Origin of the sequence: Thermoleptolyngbya sp. PKUAC-SCTB121 (assembly GCF_016919485.1) — a bacterium.
Taxonomy (GTDB): domain Bacteria; phylum Cyanobacteriota; class Cyanobacteriia; order Elainellales; family Elainellaceae; genus Thermoleptolyngbya; species Thermoleptolyngbya sichuanensis.
The window spans coordinates 163,423-179,345 of sequence record NZ_CP070366.1 but is presented as its reverse complement, the minus strand read 5'-3'; the positions used below and the strand labels follow the sequence as shown (position 1 = coordinate 179,345).

At 58.6% G+C, this 15,923-nt stretch carries 12 protein-coding genes; 3 read left to right on the top strand and 9 right to left on the bottom strand.

The features are described from left to right. Positions 1 to 55 precede the first annotated feature (55 nt). Positions 56 to 1,093 carry a hypothetical protein gene (locus JTM80_RS00715; RefSeq protein ID WP_172353708.1) on the top strand — a complete coding sequence of 346 codons (1,038 nt, stop codon included), beginning with the start codon at positions 56 to 58 and terminating at the stop codon, positions 1,091 to 1,093. Between the two features lie 64 nt (positions 1,094 to 1,157). Here the strand turns inward: JTM80_RS00715 and JTM80_RS00710 are convergent, their stop codons facing one another. Further along, entirely contained in the window at positions 1,158 to 1,967 is an 810-nt protein-coding gene (locus tag JTM80_RS00710) for a serine/threonine-protein kinase (RefSeq protein WP_172353707.1), read from the bottom strand. A gap of 208 nt (positions 1,968 to 2,175) precedes the next feature. On the opposite strand from JTM80_RS00710, the gene JTM80_RS00705 reads away from it, so the two are divergent. Continuing rightward, positions 2,176 to 2,931, top strand: a complete 756-nt coding sequence (locus tag JTM80_RS00705; RefSeq protein ID WP_172353706.1) for a phycocyanobilin:ferredoxin oxidoreductase — start codon at positions 2,176 to 2,178, stop codon at positions 2,929 to 2,931. A 72-nt stretch (positions 2,932 to 3,003) separates the two neighbouring features. On the opposite strand, the gene JTM80_RS00700 is transcribed toward JTM80_RS00705, so the two are convergent. Both JTM80_RS00700 and JTM80_RS00695 read right to left on the bottom strand, forming a co-directional pair. Then, entirely contained in the window at positions 3,004 to 3,294 is a 291-nt protein-coding gene (locus tag JTM80_RS00700) for a DUF3493 domain-containing protein (protein ID WP_172353705.1), read from the bottom strand. A 63-nt stretch (positions 3,295 to 3,357) separates the two neighbouring features. Next, positions 3,358 to 5,001 (bottom strand): serine/threonine-protein kinase, encoded by a 1,644-nt coding sequence (locus JTM80_RS00695; RefSeq protein WP_205370376.1) that lies wholly within the window; start codon positions 4,999 to 5,001, stop codon positions 3,358 to 3,360. A gap of 516 nt (positions 5,002 to 5,517) precedes the next feature. Here JTM80_RS00695 and pheT point away from each other — a divergent pair. Next, on the top strand, positions 5,518 to 7,980 hold the full coding sequence (gene pheT / locus JTM80_RS00690; RefSeq protein ID WP_172353703.1) for a phenylalanine--tRNA ligase subunit beta: 2,463 nt from the start codon (positions 5,518 to 5,520) through the stop codon (positions 7,978 to 7,980). Between the two features lie 100 nt (positions 7,981 to 8,080). Here the strand turns inward: pheT and JTM80_RS00685 are convergent, their stop codons facing one another. The 6 genes from JTM80_RS00685 to hslO all read right to left on the bottom strand — a co-directional run bounded on the left by JTM80_RS00685 (position 8,081) and on the right by hslO (position 15,545). After that, positions 8,081 to 8,752, bottom strand: a complete 672-nt coding sequence (locus JTM80_RS00685; RefSeq protein WP_172353702.1) for a HEAT repeat domain-containing protein — start codon at positions 8,750 to 8,752, stop codon at positions 8,081 to 8,083. Positions 8,753 to 9,000: 248 nt separating this feature from the next. Next, complete coding sequence (locus JTM80_RS00680; RefSeq protein ID WP_172353701.1) at positions 9,001 to 9,546, bottom strand: hypothetical protein; 546 nt, start codon at positions 9,544 to 9,546, stop codon at positions 9,001 to 9,003. A 34-nt stretch (positions 9,547 to 9,580) separates the two neighbouring features. Further along, the gene (argB, locus tag JTM80_RS00675; protein WP_172353700.1) at positions 9,581 to 10,471 is read right to left on the bottom strand and encodes an acetylglutamate kinase; all 891 of its coding nucleotides are present in this window, start codon (positions 10,469 to 10,471) and stop codon (positions 9,581 to 9,583) included. Between the two features lie 274 nt (positions 10,472 to 10,745). After that, positions 10,746 to 12,890 carry a chromosome segregation ATPase gene (locus tag JTM80_RS00670; protein WP_172353699.1) on the bottom strand — a complete coding sequence of 715 codons (2,145 nt, stop codon included), beginning with the start codon at positions 12,888 to 12,890 and terminating at the stop codon, positions 10,746 to 10,748. 228 nt (positions 12,891 to 13,118) lie between these two features. After that, complete coding sequence (locus JTM80_RS00665; protein ID WP_172353698.1) at positions 13,119 to 14,168, bottom strand: acyltransferase family protein; 1,050 nt, start codon at positions 14,166 to 14,168, stop codon at positions 13,119 to 13,121. A 474-nt stretch (positions 14,169 to 14,642) separates the two neighbouring features. Beyond that, positions 14,643 to 15,545, bottom strand: a complete 903-nt coding sequence (gene hslO, locus JTM80_RS00660) for an Hsp33 family molecular chaperone HslO (protein WP_172353697.1) — start codon at positions 15,543 to 15,545, stop codon at positions 14,643 to 14,645. Positions 15,546 to 15,923 lie beyond the last annotated feature (378 nt).

The window sequence follows — 15,923 nt, the reverse complement described above, 5'->3', positions numbered from 1 at the left end:
GACCTGCCCGTATTCCTTCTTGAGTCCAACCGTCTTGTTCAAGGAGCTATGCCCCATGCCCCGGTTTTCGCTGAAGCGGGCGATCGCCCTTTGGCTCGTTCTGTCGGTGGCGCTGGTGGCGCTGCTGATCCGCGAATCGCCCACGCTGGCTTACACGCCCTTTGCCAGCATCGAGATTCAGCCCCGCGCCGGCCGGCCGATCCACCTGCCCAACCGCATTTTTGACTGCACCCAGGGTGCGGCCCAGTGGCAGTGCAGCGCTGCTCTGGCCGAACAGCCGCTCGACCTGACCTGGAGCTATAGCCCAGCATTTCCTGCTGAACTGGGGGACTGTGGCGCAACCTATGCAGGTCGGACGGTTTCATGCCGCGAAGCAGGGATGGACTTTGTGCGTGGGCTGCAATACCGCTACACCTTGCAGGGCGACCTAGAGCTGAGCGCGGCACAGTTGAACGGGCTGCGGTGGCACTATTGGGGCATTAACCTGCTGATGTCTCTGCGAGACCTGGGGCTGATTGGGCTGGGGCTGGGACTGTCGCTGGCGGGCGGGGTGCTGGTGGCGCTAGGGGCGTGGCGTAGTCCGGGGCGCTGGGCCAAGGGCATTGCCAGCTTTGCCTGTGGCATGGGGATGGCAATGCTGGTGGCTAACTATTTTGGGCGAGTTTTGCTGGAAACAGTGTATGGGGTTGGCATTTCCGACGACCAGTGGCAATGGCTGACGCATGGGCTGGCGATCGCCGCTGGCATCGGCACCTGGATCAGCACAGCGGCATTGCTCTATTTCCCCTTTGGCCCGGTGATGCGTCTGATTGTGAGCCTGCTGGCGGGGGTGTCGCTGTTTAGCCTGCTGGCGCAGTCGCCGGGTGCTTACCTCCTAAGCTTTATGGGCATCCCGGTGGGCAGTGGCTCGTTTGGGAGCCATCTGCCAATTTTTCTTGCCAGCGGGGCAGCGTGGCTGGCGGCGTTCTGGCTCTATCGCAGGCGACCTATCAATACGCGCCGTTTTCTGAGCTTTGCAGGCGGCATGGGGGTCTTTGCGATTGGGTCGCTGCTGGCGCTGATGGGTCTGCTGTGGCTGGGTTACGTGGATTAAGTCCGAGTCCATCCCCAATCCAAAATCCAAAATCCCCAATCTAAAATCCAAAATCCCCTCCCCTCTACCCCGTGGGCAGAGCCGCCAGCGCCGCATCGGCCGTGCGAAATCGCTGGGTTACGTCTGACTCGGTCATTTGCTTCAGCCAAGTGGCAAAGTCGGGGCTGCACTGGAGGCACTGAGCCAGATCGATGCGAAGTCCCCGGTGGGGCAGATTCATGGGTTCGATTCCGGTCATGCCGACGACCAACGTCATGCCCAGGCTGTAGAGATCGGAGGCGGTCATGGCGCGGCGACCGATTTGCTCTGGCGCAACGTAGCCTTCAGTGCCAACGATGCTAAAGGTGGTGCCATCCGCAGAGGCAAGAGACTTGACGGAGCCAAAATCGACTAGGTTGACCTGAGTGGCGATCGCCCCTTCATCGTCCGACAGCAGCACGTTGCTGGGCTTGATGTCTCGATGCACAATGGGCGGCTGCTGCGCGTGCAGATATTGCAAAATTTCCAGTGCCTTCCGCGCAACCTGTTTGGCTTCGGCTTCGCTGAGGGTGCGCTCGGCCTTGAGGTATTTATCGAGCGAGGTTCCCGGCAAATAGCTCTGAATCAGCGCCAGGGCCTTTCCGCCGCGAGGCAGGTCGATTTCAAAATAGCCCAGGTAGCGCGGCGTAGCAGGATGGGCCAGCACTTGCAGCGCATCGGCCTCGCGGGTAAACAGCTTGAGGTCATCGGGACCAAGGTTTTCGTCAATAAACACGACCTTGAGGATGACGGGTTCATGGGTCATCAGATCGCGGGCCAGCAGCGTCCAGCGGCCAGACTTTTTGCCGAGTTGCTGTTCCACTTCGTAACGATCGCCAAGTATCTGACCTGACATAATACAAAAGTTGAGGTGATGAATGTTCGTTCGGGGCGCTGCCTATGGCTGAACCTGCCGCCCAACATACCATCCAGTATGCTGCCCGGTATGCCGCCCAATTGTAGCGCCACTGAAAAGTTTTCTCTGCAAAGCCTTAGAGCGAAACCTTAACTTCAAGCCTATCTCTAGAGCCGCCTCTCGACACCTGTCATCACGATTTACCACCATGTCTTTTTCCGTTCCATCGCCCGCTCCCCAGTCCGACTCGATCCGCCACCAACAGCATCCCCTGATTCGCGCCCTGGCAGATCGGATCGAGGCTGTATGGCAAACTCATCTGGACTTGTCGCCTTATCGCCTGCCCGAAGATCTGGGCTACGTAGAAGGACGACTAGAGGGCGAGCGTCTGGTGATCGAAAATCACTGCTACCAAACGCCGCAGTTTCGCAAGCTGCATCTAGAACTGGCGAAGCTGGGCACGGGGCTAGATATCCTACACTGTGTTATGTTTCCCCGTTCGGACTATGATCTGCCCATGTTTGGCGCAGATTTGGTAGGTGGGCGCGGCCAGGTGAGCATGGCGATCGCCGATCTGTCTCCCGTGCGGGGCGATCGCAGCCTGCCCAGCAGCTACGTGGGCGAGTTGGAATCTCTGCCGCCGCTCCAGTTTTCGCAGACGCGCAGTTTCCCCACCTGGGGCACGATTTTTTCCAGCTATTGCCTGTTTATCCGCCCAGAGTCGGAGGATGAACAGCAGCAGTTTCTCGATCGCGTCGAAGCCTACCTGAAGATTCACTGTAAACGGGCGATCGCCACTCCGGCCACCCCCGAAAAGCAGTCTGAAATCCTGGCCGGACAGCAGCACTACTGCGCCCAGCAGCAGCAAAACGACAAAACCCGCCGCGTGCTAGAAAAAGCCTTTGGCGAAGACTGGGCAGAACGCTACATGACCACGGTGCTATTCGACTTGCCCACAAGGTAGCAGCGCAGCTCAACAGCACACTATGCAAACTATGCACAAACTGCACAAACTATGCAGCGTCGTCAAAACCCGTTATCCCCGCCGACGAGCGGCAGCCTTCTGTTCCAGCCGAAAGAGCCACACCATCAGCGCCACCAGTCCCAATTGCAGCGCCAGATTAGGCAGTGTGTCGCTGTCTCCCCGCCCGGCTGCAAACTGCGTGGCAAAAATGAACGCGCCAATTAGCCCGGACGCGCCAAACGCCAGATAGACAAACTGTCGCAGCCCACGATAGGGTGCTTTTGATTCTGCTACTAGCCGAGCATAGGCTTCTGGATCACGCTCTTTCAGCTTCTCGCCCCGCTCCCGCAACCGATCTGTCATGGCTATTCACCACCCTAGCAATTGTTCAGGTAAAACTCAGCGGGCGTGATGGGCCCCGCCTATCTACCATAGCCCTCGTTTGCCGCTGGGGTGAACTGTCGCCCAGTTGGTTCGCGCCAGCGCCAGTTGTTCGTCGCTAATCTTGGCTCCGGTCAGGTCCGCGCCGCAAAGGTTCGCCCCCCGCAGGTTGGCGTTGCTCAGATAGGCATAGCTCAGGTCTGCCCCCCGCAGATCTGCTCCCTGCAAATCCGCATGGCTAAGATAGGCCCGCGCCAAGTTTGCGTTTTTCAGAATCGCCTGATTCAGACTGGCTCGACCAAAATCCGTGTTAAACAGGTTTGCGCCCTGGAGGTTCGCCTTATGCAGTTTGGACTGGTGAAAGTTTGCCCCCGTCAGCGCGACCTTAGACAGGTTCAACTGGCTCAGGTCGCGGGAGGTAAAGTCGCGCTTACCCTTGGCGTAGTCGTTCAGCAACTCATCCGCTCGCAGTTTGGGCATCAGCGCTGGATGTCCGCCAGAGCTGCCGCTGCTGCCGCCCGATGCGCCCCGACCTCGCTCGATCGTGGTGACGGAGACAGGCTTTTGGATGGCGGTGCGGCGATGACCACCCGTGTAGGGCGAACCGCCAGAATCTCCGCCGGACTTGGATTGCCGTGCGCGAATCGCGGCCGCCATACGGGCAGAAGGCGAAGAGGGGAAGAGGTCGCCGCTGAGGTCACCAGAGGGTATGTAATGATGGGGCGAAACCTCAGGCTGACGGGCAGAAGGCCGTACAGGCTTGACCATGCTCTGGGCTAGGCTGTCGAGGTATGGCTCTAGATCCAGCGCCCGCAGCACTTCTCCTGCGTTCTGATAGCGATGGCGAACGGAAACCTCCAGCATCTTTTGCAATACGCCCGCAAAGTGTTCGCTGATGTGAACCTGTTCGCGCCATAGAATTTCGCCGGTGGTCGGGTCATAGTCCATATCCTTCGGCGCTTTGCCCGTCAGCAGGTAAATGCAGGTCACGCCCAGCGCGTAGATATCGCTGGCATAGACCGGACGCATCGCCATTTGCTCTGGCGGGGCATAGCCGGGAGTGCCGATGGCGTAGGCCGTCAGGGCAGTCTGCTCCGTTGCGCCGGCCCGCACAGGGTTGACCTGATCTTTTACCGCGCCGAAGTCGATCAGCACCAGCTTTTTATCTTGAGTGCGACGAATCAGGTTGGCAGGCTTGATGTCGCGATGAATCACCTGCTGGGAATGCACGTACTGCAACATCGGCAGCACTTCGCTGAGAAACTGCTTGACCCCCGCTTCGCTGAAGGGGCCATTTTGCTTCACTTCTTGCTGGAGGGTGGAGCCGCTGATATATTCCTGGATTAGGTAAAACTCCTGGTTCGCCTCGAAATAGTCGAGCAGTCGAGGCACTTGGGGGTGGTTACCGATTTTACCTAGTGTTTTGGCTTCTCGGCGGAACAGCTCCCGTGCCATTTGTAACACATGGGGCGAGGAGGCAACAGGACGAAGCTGCTTGATCACGCAATGGGGACTACCGGGAAGTGATTCATCCTTGGCCAGAAACGTGGCTCCAAACCCGCCATGCCCCAGGGACTGCACTACCCGATAGCGATCGCGCAACAGCAGCTTGGAGCCACAGGCCTGACACAGCTCAGTATGAGTCAGATTCTCTGGTTTTGGACAGGCAGGATTTAAGCAGTAGCTCATTCGGCATCACTCGTTAGGTTGACCGCCGGGCGTATATCTCATAGTGAGAACATGCACCTCTTTTACAATTATCGGCCCAAGAGCATGAAGGTAGAGTGCAGTTCTCTCGGGGAAACCCTTGAAGACTTGCTAAAGATCACGCTGATTCGCTTGAAGCCCCAGTAAATATCCATAGATGCACGGAGTCAGCAGGTAGCGATTCGCCCAAGCGTCTAGTCTAAAGCACTGACGAAGCATCCAAGCGAGATGTTGCCAAGACTGCTAGATGGGCGAGATGCAGCGGGTAAAAGCATTTAGCTTCTATAGATTGTTTAACAGATTGTTGATGGATGTGCTAGGGGGTAGAAGCGCGTTCCGAGGCAACCGGGCGGTAGAATTGGGAGGGCCGAGGCACGAGATTTGGCGGTTTATCAGTCGCTCCACTGGGATTAATGTCTGGATGGAGCCGTGCCGGGGCTGGACTGGATTAGATTTCGATCACGTTAATCTTTGCTGGGCAAAAAGGCACGGTAGGCGATGCGAATTTCTCTGAACTGGTTGCGAGAGCTAGTCGATATCAACGTATCTCCAGAAGCGCTGGCGGATATGCTGACGATGGCGGGGTTTGAAGTCGAAGAGATTGAGGATCGCCGCACTTGGGCGGATGGCGTGGTGGTGGGTCGCGTGCTGGAGCGTCAGCCCCATCCCAATGCCGACAAGCTGAGCGTGTGTACGGTGGACATTGGAGCCGACGCACCTTCCACGATTGTCTGCGGCGCGGCCAATGTGCGGGCAGATATCTACGTGCCCGTGGCGACGCTGGGGACGCACCTGCCGATAATTGACCTGACGATTCGCCCCCGGAAGCTCCGGGATGTGCCCTCGGAAGGGATGATTTGTTCGCTGGCAGAGGTGGGGCTGGCGAAGGAGTCAGAAGGGATTCATATCTTTCCGCAGGACTCGCTTCAGGTGGGCATGGATGCCCGTCCGCTGCTGGGTTTGGACGATGTGATTTTAGACCTGACTTCTACGGCAAACCGGGCCGATGCGCTGAGCATGGTGGGCATTGCGCGGGAGGTGGCGGCGCTGACGGGTGCAACACTCAAGCTGTCGGAGGTGCCCGAATTGCCTGTAAAGTCCGGTGGAAAAGATTTGGCGCTGCGGATTTCGGAGCCGGGGGCCTGCCCGATTTACATGGGGACGGTGATCAAAGGCGTGGCGATCGCCCCTTCTCCCGAATGGCTGCAACGGCGGCTCCAGGCAGCGGGAACTCGTCCGATTAACAACGTGGTGGACGTGACCAACTACGTGCTGCTGGAGTGGGGGCAGCCGCTGCACGCCTTTGATGGCGATCGCCTGCGTGCGATTGCGGGTTCTTCGGATCTGACGCTGGGCGTGCGCTTTGCCCGCAACGGCGAAACCCTGACCACGCTGGATAGCCAGGCGCGAAAGCTGACGGATCAAACCCTGCTGATCACCGCCAACGACCAGCCCGTGGCGCTGGCAGGCGTGATGGGGGGTGAAAACAGCGAAGTTTATGCCGATACGACGAATCTGGTGCTAGAAGCGGCAGTGTTTGACTCGGTGGCGATTCGTCGATCAGCGCGATCGCAGGGACTCCGCACCGAAGCCTCGGCCCGCTACGAGCGCGGCGTAAATTCTGCGGAACTCGAACTGGCCTGTCGGCGGGCCCTGGCGCTGCTGGGGGAACTGGCGGGCGGCACGGTGGACATACAAACGGTGGCGGATGCTCGGCCGGGCGGCGCAATGGCAACGCGCACGATTGAACTGCGGCTGGAGCGGCTAAACCAAGTGCTTGGCCCCATCGAACTAGACAAAGAGGCGCGTCCGGGCGAAGGCGAAATTGGCGACTTGCCGCCCACCGAGGTAGAGCGGATTTTGACGGCGCTGGGCTGCGAACTCACCCCGATTTCGGCGGCGGGCGACGTGTGGCGAGTGAGCGTGCCGCCCTATCGTCACCGAGATCTGGAACGCGAAATCGATCTGATCGAGGAAGTGGCGCGGGTTTACGGCTACAACAACTTCTGCGATACGCTGCCTGCCAAGACCGAACTGGGCTTCCTGTCGCCCGACTACGCGCTAACGCGGCAAATTCACCATGCCTTCAAAGCGGTGGGGCTGACGGAGGTGATTCACTATTCGCTGGTGAAGCCGGACGGCGACAACCAGATTGCCCTCAGCAATCCGCTGTTTGTGGAATATTCTGCGCTGCGGACTGAAATGCTGACGGCGCTGATCGATGCCTTCCAGTACAATCTGGAGCAGGGCAACGGGGCGCTCAATGCCTACGAAATCGGGCGTGTGTTTTGGCGCGAAGAGGACGGGCTATATGAGGGCGATCGCCTCGCGGGAATCATGGGCGGTGATGCGTCGGTCGGGCGCTGGGTTCGCAGCGGCCGCGAACAGCCGATGACCTGGTTTGAGGCCAAGGGCGTGTTAGAGAGCGCGTTTCGACAGCTTGGCATAGCGGTTGAATTTCAGCCCGATCGGCGGAACCCGCTGCTGCATCCCGGACGGACGGCCTCGCTGTGGGTGCAGGGCGAGCGGCTGGGTACGTTTGGACAGATCCACCCCCAAGAACGCCAGCGCCGGGGACTGCCGGATGAGGTCTATGCCTTCGAGCTAGACCTGGACTTGCTGCTGGAAGATATGTCTGACGAAGCCAGGATTACGCCGATCTTCAAGCCCTACTCCGCCTATCCAGCCTCCGACCGAGATCTGGCGTTCTTTGCGCCCATACAGTTTTCAGTTGCGGAAATTGAGCGGGCAATTCGCAAGACGGCAGGCAAACTGCTCGACTCGGTAGAACTGTTTGATGAATATCGCGGCGAGTCAGTGCCCGAAGGCAAGCGCAGTCTGGCATTTCGACTGGTCTACCGGGCGAGCGATCGCACGCTAACGGACGAAGACATCGAGCCGGTGCATCAGAAAGTCCGCGAAGCGCTCCAAGAGAAGTTCCAGGTGAGCTTGCGGAGCTAAAGATAAAAAAAGAAGAACGAAAAAGGAAGAACGAAAACCGAAAACCCTTTCCTCTTCGTTCTTCTCTCTTCGTTCTTCTCTCTTCGTTCTTCTCTCTTCCTCACTCCACTGCTTCCAGCTTTTGCAACGACAGCGCCGCCGCGTCCGACACATGGGGGTGGCTGTCGCGCAGCAGGTATCGCAGCGCAGCAATGCTCTTGGGGGTGGGCAGGTTGCCCAGGGCTTCGGCGAGGCGCTGACGAACCAGCCAGTCGGGCGAGTCCACAAATCGCAGGATCGCCTCGACCGCTTCTAGGTCTTGCAGTTCGCCGAGAGCGGCGATCGCCGCCTGATGCAGCACAACCTCATCGCTCTCCAGCGCTTGCAGCAAGGCATGACGGGCACGGGGGTCTTGCAGATTGCCCAGCGATACGGCGGCGCTAAAGCGCACCAGCCAGTCGGTATCTTCGTAAAATGCCCGCAGCAATGGCTCGACGGCACGAGAGTCGCCCAAGTAGCCCAGCGCCCCAGCCGCATCGGCACGGATGCCGTAGTCGGGGTCGTTTTCCAAAATCTGCGCCAGGATGGGGTAGCACTCGTCGGTCTGCTTGATCCCCAGGGCAAACACGGCCATTGAGCGCACTTGTAGGCTTTCGTCATCTAGCACCTTGAGAATCAGCGGCACAGCGGATTCGGGAGGCACGTCGCGCAGCATGGCCAGGGCGACCATGCGATCGCTCGACTTGGGACTGTCGAGTTGGGTCTTGATCTGCTCCAGGCTGAGTTGACTCATGGCAGTTTTGTTACGAATTATTAACTTTATGATAGCGGAGTTTTTCGGTGGCGGGGCTGCCAATCCGCTCCAGTGCGTCGTGTTGATTTTGGATTTTAGATTGGCGATTTTGGATTGACGATTTTGGATTGGCGATTTTGCGAATTGCGGGTGTGGGTTCAAGCGTCCGGTAGCTTTTCAGTAGGTTTCTGGCGATTTCTCGCTATTGCGCGATTTGCGAGACTGGGGATCGGCGTAGGGCTTCTGGCTCAGGCATAGCCGAACCGGAGGAGTCCCGCCACAATCAGGGCGATCGCCCCCAGGGACAGCCACACAAACGAGTTGTCTTTGGTGTTAACCTGGCTCAGATCAATCGGCTCTGGATCGGGCTTGGGGCGTGGCTTCGGGCGCGACGGCTTGGGGCGATTGGGCACGGCGTAGGCCTTCTGATCTTCAGCGCTGGCGGTTTCCAACCCGCCCAAGTCGGGAATCTGGGTCAGCCATTCGGGGCGAGTCCGCAGGCGCGGCGCGGTCAGGATGGCTTGCAGGCGGCGACTTTGCTTGCGGGTCTTCACATCGGGATGGCGCACCAGTTGCTCACAGAGGGCGATCGCCGCATCGGCCCGTCCTGCAGCCTCGTAGGCCGTCACCAGCCAGATCTGCACCTCGCCGCCCAGCTTGCCGCCCCGCTCCACCAGCGCCGCCGACTTCTCCAGGCATTCCACCGATTCGCGATAGCGCCCGCTTTCAAAATTTTGCTTGCCAGCCTGGAAGAGCGCCCTGGCCCGCTCCAGCGCTTCTGGATTTGCCACCATACCTGTGCTGCACCTATCCCATGCCTATTCCAACCTATCCCATAAAGTCTGAGGCAACTAGCATAGAGCCAATGCCCGCGTCAGTAAAGATCTCCAGCAGCAGGGCGTGGGGCAAGCGACCGTCGATGATGTGGGCTGCCTTGACCCCTTGGGCGAGCGATCGCACGCAGCAGTTGACCTTGGGAATCATGCCGCCGGAGACAATACCCGACTCGATGAGCCGCCGCGCTTCCTGGATATCCAGCCGGGGAATCAGCGTCGAAAGGTCGTGGTAGTTTTTCAAAATGCCCGGTGTGTCGGTCATCAGGATTAGCTTTTCGGCCCCCAGCGCAGCCGCCAGTTCCCCCGCCACTGTATCGGCGTTGATGTTGTAGGCCTGCCCTCTATCGTCTGCGGCCACGCTAGACACGATGGGGATATAGCCCTCGCGCACCAGCGCCTCGATCAGCTTGGTATCGGTGCTTTGCACTTCGCCCACAAAGCCGATGCCCTCTTCGCCCTGGGGTCGCGCTTTGATCAGGTTTGCATCTTTGCCGCACAGCCCAACCGCCGAGCCGCCCGCCTGGTTCACCAAGGCTACCAGTTCTTTGTTCACCCGGCCCACCAGCACCATCTCTACCACGTCCATCGTGGCCGCATCGGTGACGCGCAGCCCGTTTTTGAACTGCGCCTCAATGCCCAGCTTGTCCAGCCAGGTGTTGATTTCGGGGCCGCCACCATGCACCACCACGGGCCGCAACCCCACACAGGAGAGAAACACAATATCGCGGATGACGGTTTCCTTGAGGTTGCTATCTTTCATGGCTGCGCCGCCATACTTCACCACCACGACGCGCCCCGCAAACTGCTGAATGTAGGGCAGGGCCTCACTGAGGACTCGCACGCGAGTGGCTTCGGCTTTTTCAATATATTCGCTGGTCAGCATGTCTGAGGTTGAGGGTTAGGAGGTCAGGAGGCAAGAATTTAGAACTTTGGGCCAGGCTGATCAAAGAACCCAACCTGCACACCCCTCAAGTTCTGATGGGAAAATTTGATAGGGCTTACGCAGTTGGATGATTTCTCGCGGGCTGCGTCCGCGAGAAATCGTCCAAAACCCAGAAAGTTTAATCGCAAGTGTGTAAGTCCTATTTGATTTGAAAGCAGTTTATAGCAGATTGGGGCTGGGAAGTGTTGCGCCTTTTGCTGTTCGCTGCGGCGGACTACGGGTTCGGGAACTGAACCGTGTTGGCATTGAGCGATTGCTGTCGCCACTGCTCAATCCAAAGCTGGGCTGGCGCGTAGGCGGGGGTGCGGGGGGGAATGCCTTTGGCAATGGCGATCGCCCCTTCTAGGCTCTCGGCGGCGGTTTGCTGGGCAATTTGCAAGACCTGATCGCTCCATTCGGCAATCAGGCGATCGGCTTCGGGGCGCTGGGTGCTGCTGGTGGGAATTCGATCTGCGGTTTGAATCGCAGAAATCAGCATGGAGGGCGTACCGGCGCTGGCAGCGCTCTGGGCAAGCTGGAGCGTCGAGCGATCGACGGACGCGAAATCTCGCGGGTTGCCCTCATCAGGGCTGCTGGCAGGTGAGGGCGCGGGCACTGTGCGGAGGGTAGACGGCAGACCGTTGTCTAGCACGACCGGATCAGACGGGCGCGACGCAAACACAGGAACCGGTTCGACAGGGGGTGGCGCTTGCAGGGCGACGAGCTGCTGCTGCCAGGTTTGGATGCGATCGCGGGCTTCGGCAGACAGGGCGCGACCAGAACCGATTTGGCGAGCGATGCTGATGGCCGCTTGCAGCGAGTCGGCATCGCCTGCGCGGGCAATTTCCTCGGCTTGGGTCAGCGTGGGGCGGTCTTCTCGTAGCTCGATGTCGGCGGTCCAGCGGCTGGCTAGGCGGCGGGCTTCGCGGCTGCGAGGATTCCCTTGAGGAATGTTGTTGACTTCGGCGATCGCCGCCCGCAAGTCACTCACTGTGCCCAAATCCGCATATTGCTGGGCGCGGGACAGATGCACTAGATCCTGTAGCTCGACACGCCAATAGCTAATCAACTGCTGGGCTTTGCCATAGAGCGGGCGATCGCGCCGAATGCGGAGCGCCTGGGCGATCGCAGCTTCGATATCCGAGGCGCTGCCGTCCCATGCCTGGGCCCGCGCCTGGGCCAGCGCCGTGAAGTCCTGAATTTCTGCCTGCACGCGCGCCCCTTCGGGAATCTTGCGAACCAGATCCATCGCGCCGGGGAGGTCGCGCCGATTCAGGTATTCATCCGCCAGGTTCAGCACGTCTTTGCCCAGGCTGTTGAGCAACCGCTGGGCCGCGGGATAGGCAGGGCTGGTTTTCTTGATTTCCTGCACCAAGGCGATCGCCTCTAGCAGGTTACTCGCACCGCCACGCCGCGCCATACGGCGAATCTGAGCCAACTTTTTGCCGTCTTCCCGCGAGGCCGTGACCAAATCCACCATTTCCTGATATTTGGTGGTTTTCCAATATTCGTTGTCCACGTCGAGCAGCTTCACCGCCAGATCAAAGGCCTTGGTGGGGTCGTCGTCAAACAGGGCTTCTTCTGCCTGCTTGTAGAGGGCTTCGGCGGTTGCCCAAGTCTCTTTCCAAGACTGGATGCGCTGCTCGACTTGGGCAAAGGCGGGTGTGTTGTCGGGAATGCGCTCGGCGATGGCGATCGCCCCCTGAAGGTCGCCCTTGTGGAAGGCTTTCTCAGCCAGTTTCAAGATATCGTCTGACCACTGCGCGATGTGGCGATCGGCTTCGGGACGCATGGCGTGGTTGGGCGGCAGCGTGTTCACCAGGGCGATCGCCTCTAGCAGGTCGTCCACCGTTTGCTTATTAGACGCAAGCTGGGCGCAGTAAATCCGCAGGGATGCCGAAGCCGTCGGCCAGAAAATCGACGGACAGTTGGGCAAAGCAGGCAGCTTGAACAGCAGCGCCGCCGCCAGCACGCCCGCTCCAACGCAGCCCGTCGTCGCCACCAACACCCAAAGCTGCCAGCTTGTGAAAAATCGCACCAAGGGACTGCGGGGCTGCGCCGATGGTTCGTCCCTGCGGCGGTCGGCAGGCACAGCAGGGAGCGTCTGAACCTTGGGCGATCGCGGAGTCGAGGACAGAACCCGCAGCGGGGGCTGAGCAGACGACTGTATCCCTTCAACGAAGGGGCGATCGCGCCGAGCAGGCGCAGACCGACTGCGCGACTCATACCGACCTGGCTCTCGCGGCGGGGCATCTGTGGGCCGGGCGCCCCGAGCCGTGCCCCGACGAGTCCTAGCGTTTTGGGACGCAGGCGAACGGCTGGGCAGGCGACGCACCTTGTCTGCCTCCCCGTCTCCTGATGCCTGTCGGTTTCTCGTCATGCCCTACCTTCTGTCTGAACCCTGCTCTAAACCCTACGTCTCGACCTTTAGCCTACCCTTTGTCCCACGCTTTAACAGGCTGGTGCAATAGCTGGTGCAACTAAGTGCAGCGCCTTAGCAGTCGCCATTCTAGTGCATCCAGGCTAACCCGCTTTCAGAGAATAGCGAAACTCAACGGGTTTGACTGTCAGCTTGCTCACTTGGCTCCGCCCGCCCACAAAGTTAGCACTAACTGGCAGATGCGGATTGTAATCTAAATAGATATGGCAGGCGGAGTTGCATACACAGGCGATATAGCCACAGAGACGCGCCCAGCCCAACCGCTGTGCCCACAAGGATATGAATAACAGGCTGGTGAATGTGCAACCCCGTTTGCAGAACAATCCTGGCAGCAGCCGTGAAAATCGTATGAGCCACGAAAATTTCTAGGGAGCGCAGTCCCCAGGTTTGCAGCACAGAAACGCGCTGGACGGTATCTAGATAGGCAGACAGCGATAGGCTGGCAAAGATACCCAGCACCGCCAGCGGAAATAGCCACAATTCGAGACGGGTTAGATTGACGATGGCAGCCAGGGCAATGAGACTGAACCCGAAGAAGGCGCTGGGCAGCAGGATAGAATGCTGCACCCGCTGGATTTGCCCGACCCAATCGACCCTGCGGGCGATCGCCCCCAGTCCAAAGTAAACCGCGTTGAGCCGAATCATGTACAGCACTGGCCAGGGGCCAAGGCTGAGGTCGATAAACTCGGAAGCAAATAGCAGCGCAAACCCCGCGAAGCAGACTGCAACAGGAACCTTTAGCTTTCGCAGCAGCAGGTACACGAGCGAAACCGCAAACAAGACGTAGAGAAACCAGAATTGCAGAATAGGAAGATACGTGATGCGCCAGAGGCTGCTCAAGGGCTGGTCGCTGATCCCTGCGAGGTGGCGCAGCGTTTCCTGAATCACCGACCACAGGAAATAGGGATAGGCGATCGCCCGCAGCTTGCTAGAAATCGCTGTGCCGAGCGGTTTTGAGACAGAACGCTCGGCGAGGTAGCCAGACAGAAAAAAGAACAGGGGCATGTGAAAGGCATAGATCCACTGGTCGAGGGCTTGAGTCAGGGCGTTTTCCCGCAAAACAGTACCAGTTAGCCCCCGGAGGACGTGCCCTAAGACGACCAGAAAAATGCCAATGCCCTTTGCATAGTCAATCAAAGCGATACGCTGGGACTGAGCGCCGGTGCGGAATGCGTCAACCGTCGCCCGATCGAGTGCAGAAATGCCTGGCGGATTCATGATGTCGATTGGTCAAGATTGATGAACGAGAGGCCCATCAGGGCTTGGATTCAAAGACAGCACAGATCCAGCAGTGTCAGGACTTACGCACTTGCGATTCAACTTTCTGGGTTTTGGACGATTTCTCGCAGGCTGCGCCCGCGAGAAATCGTCCAACTGCGTAAGTCCTCAGTGTACAGATTTGGGGGTTTAGCAGAGTGTATGGAAAGGGCGATCGCCCTCTAGCCCTCTCAGTAGTTTTTCTAGGACTTACCTACGTATATTTACAGTTCATCCAGATCTTAAAGGAGGATCGTAAAGTTCTGAAATAACCTGCACAACAATTTTTCAGGCAACTGATTAGCCACAGATCAGCGGCAGCCTGATGGCAACAGGGCTGTAGTGGAAAAATTAAAAGCATCAAAAAATAAAACCGGGCCGTCAAGATTCAACAGCCCGGTTCGAGAGGTAGGTTTCGCAGTCAGGCAGCGGCGGCTAGCCAACCGATTCGGTTTGCAACTCTTGAATCAACTGCTCTAGCTCGTTGCTGCTAGCCCGATAAACCTCATTGCAAAAATGGCAGGTGGCTTCTGCGCCGTCGTCTTTGACGATCATGTCGCGCAGTTCCTCTTCGCCCAGAAGCTTGAGTGCACCCAGCATCCGGTCAAACGTGCAGCCGCAGTGAAACCGTAGCATCTGGCTTTCGGGCAAGATTTGCAAATCCATATCGCCCATCAAGTCCGTAAAAATCTGCGGCAGGGTTTTGCCCTCATTCAGCAGTCTGGTAAAGCCAGACAGCGCCGCCAGCCGAGATTCCAGCTTTTCGACCAAGGCTTCGTCGCGGGCGGCTTTGGGCAACACCTGCACCAGCATCCCGCCTGCCGCCGTCACGCCATTGGGATCGACAAACACGCCGACCAGCAGCGCTGAGGGCGTTTGCTCTGAAGTCACCAGATAGTTGGCCACGTCTTCGCCAATCTCGCCCGACACCAGTTCCACCGTGCTGGAATAGGGATAGCCAAAGCCGATATCGCGCACCACGTAGAGAAATCCTTCGGAACCAACCGCCGCGCCTACGTCGAGCTTTCCCCGACTGTTGGTGGGAAGTTCTACATCAGGATTTTGCACATAGCCGCGCACGGTGCCGTCTAGCCCCGCATCTGCAAAGACCACCCCCAGGGGGCCGCTGCCGCGCACGCGAATATTAACCCGCGATTCGGGTCGCTTCATGCTGGAGGCCAGCAGCAGCCCGGAAACCATCGTCCGCCCCAGGGCAGCCGTGGCAACGTAGGAAAGCTTGTGGCGCTGGCGGGCTTCTTCTGTGAGGCGGGTGGTGACTGCGCCCACAACCCGAATACCGCCTCCGGCTGCGGTTGCCCGCACGAGCTGATCTGCCATGTTGAAATACTTCTTAATATGCATCTCTATTTTACCGATTTGCGGGCGGGTCGGGTTTGATGAACGCTTCGTCAGGAATTCATGATTGTGCGCGGAGTGTCGGGCTAAGATTGGGGAAACCCTGGGGAATCCATTAAGTGATTCACCGGAGTCTAAACTCTGAATAGATTTTGAATAGATTAGGGCTTACGCACTTGCGATAAATTTCCCAGGTTCTGGAGGACTTCTCGCGGGCTGCGCCCGCGAGAAGTCCTCCAACTGCATCAGTCCTATGGATTTTGAATAAACGGTATCAATGGCTTCTGGAAGGCGAGTCTCTATGAACCCCAGGGCGTTTGGGGTTTGGAGAAATGACCGGATCAGGGTTTTTAAAACTTG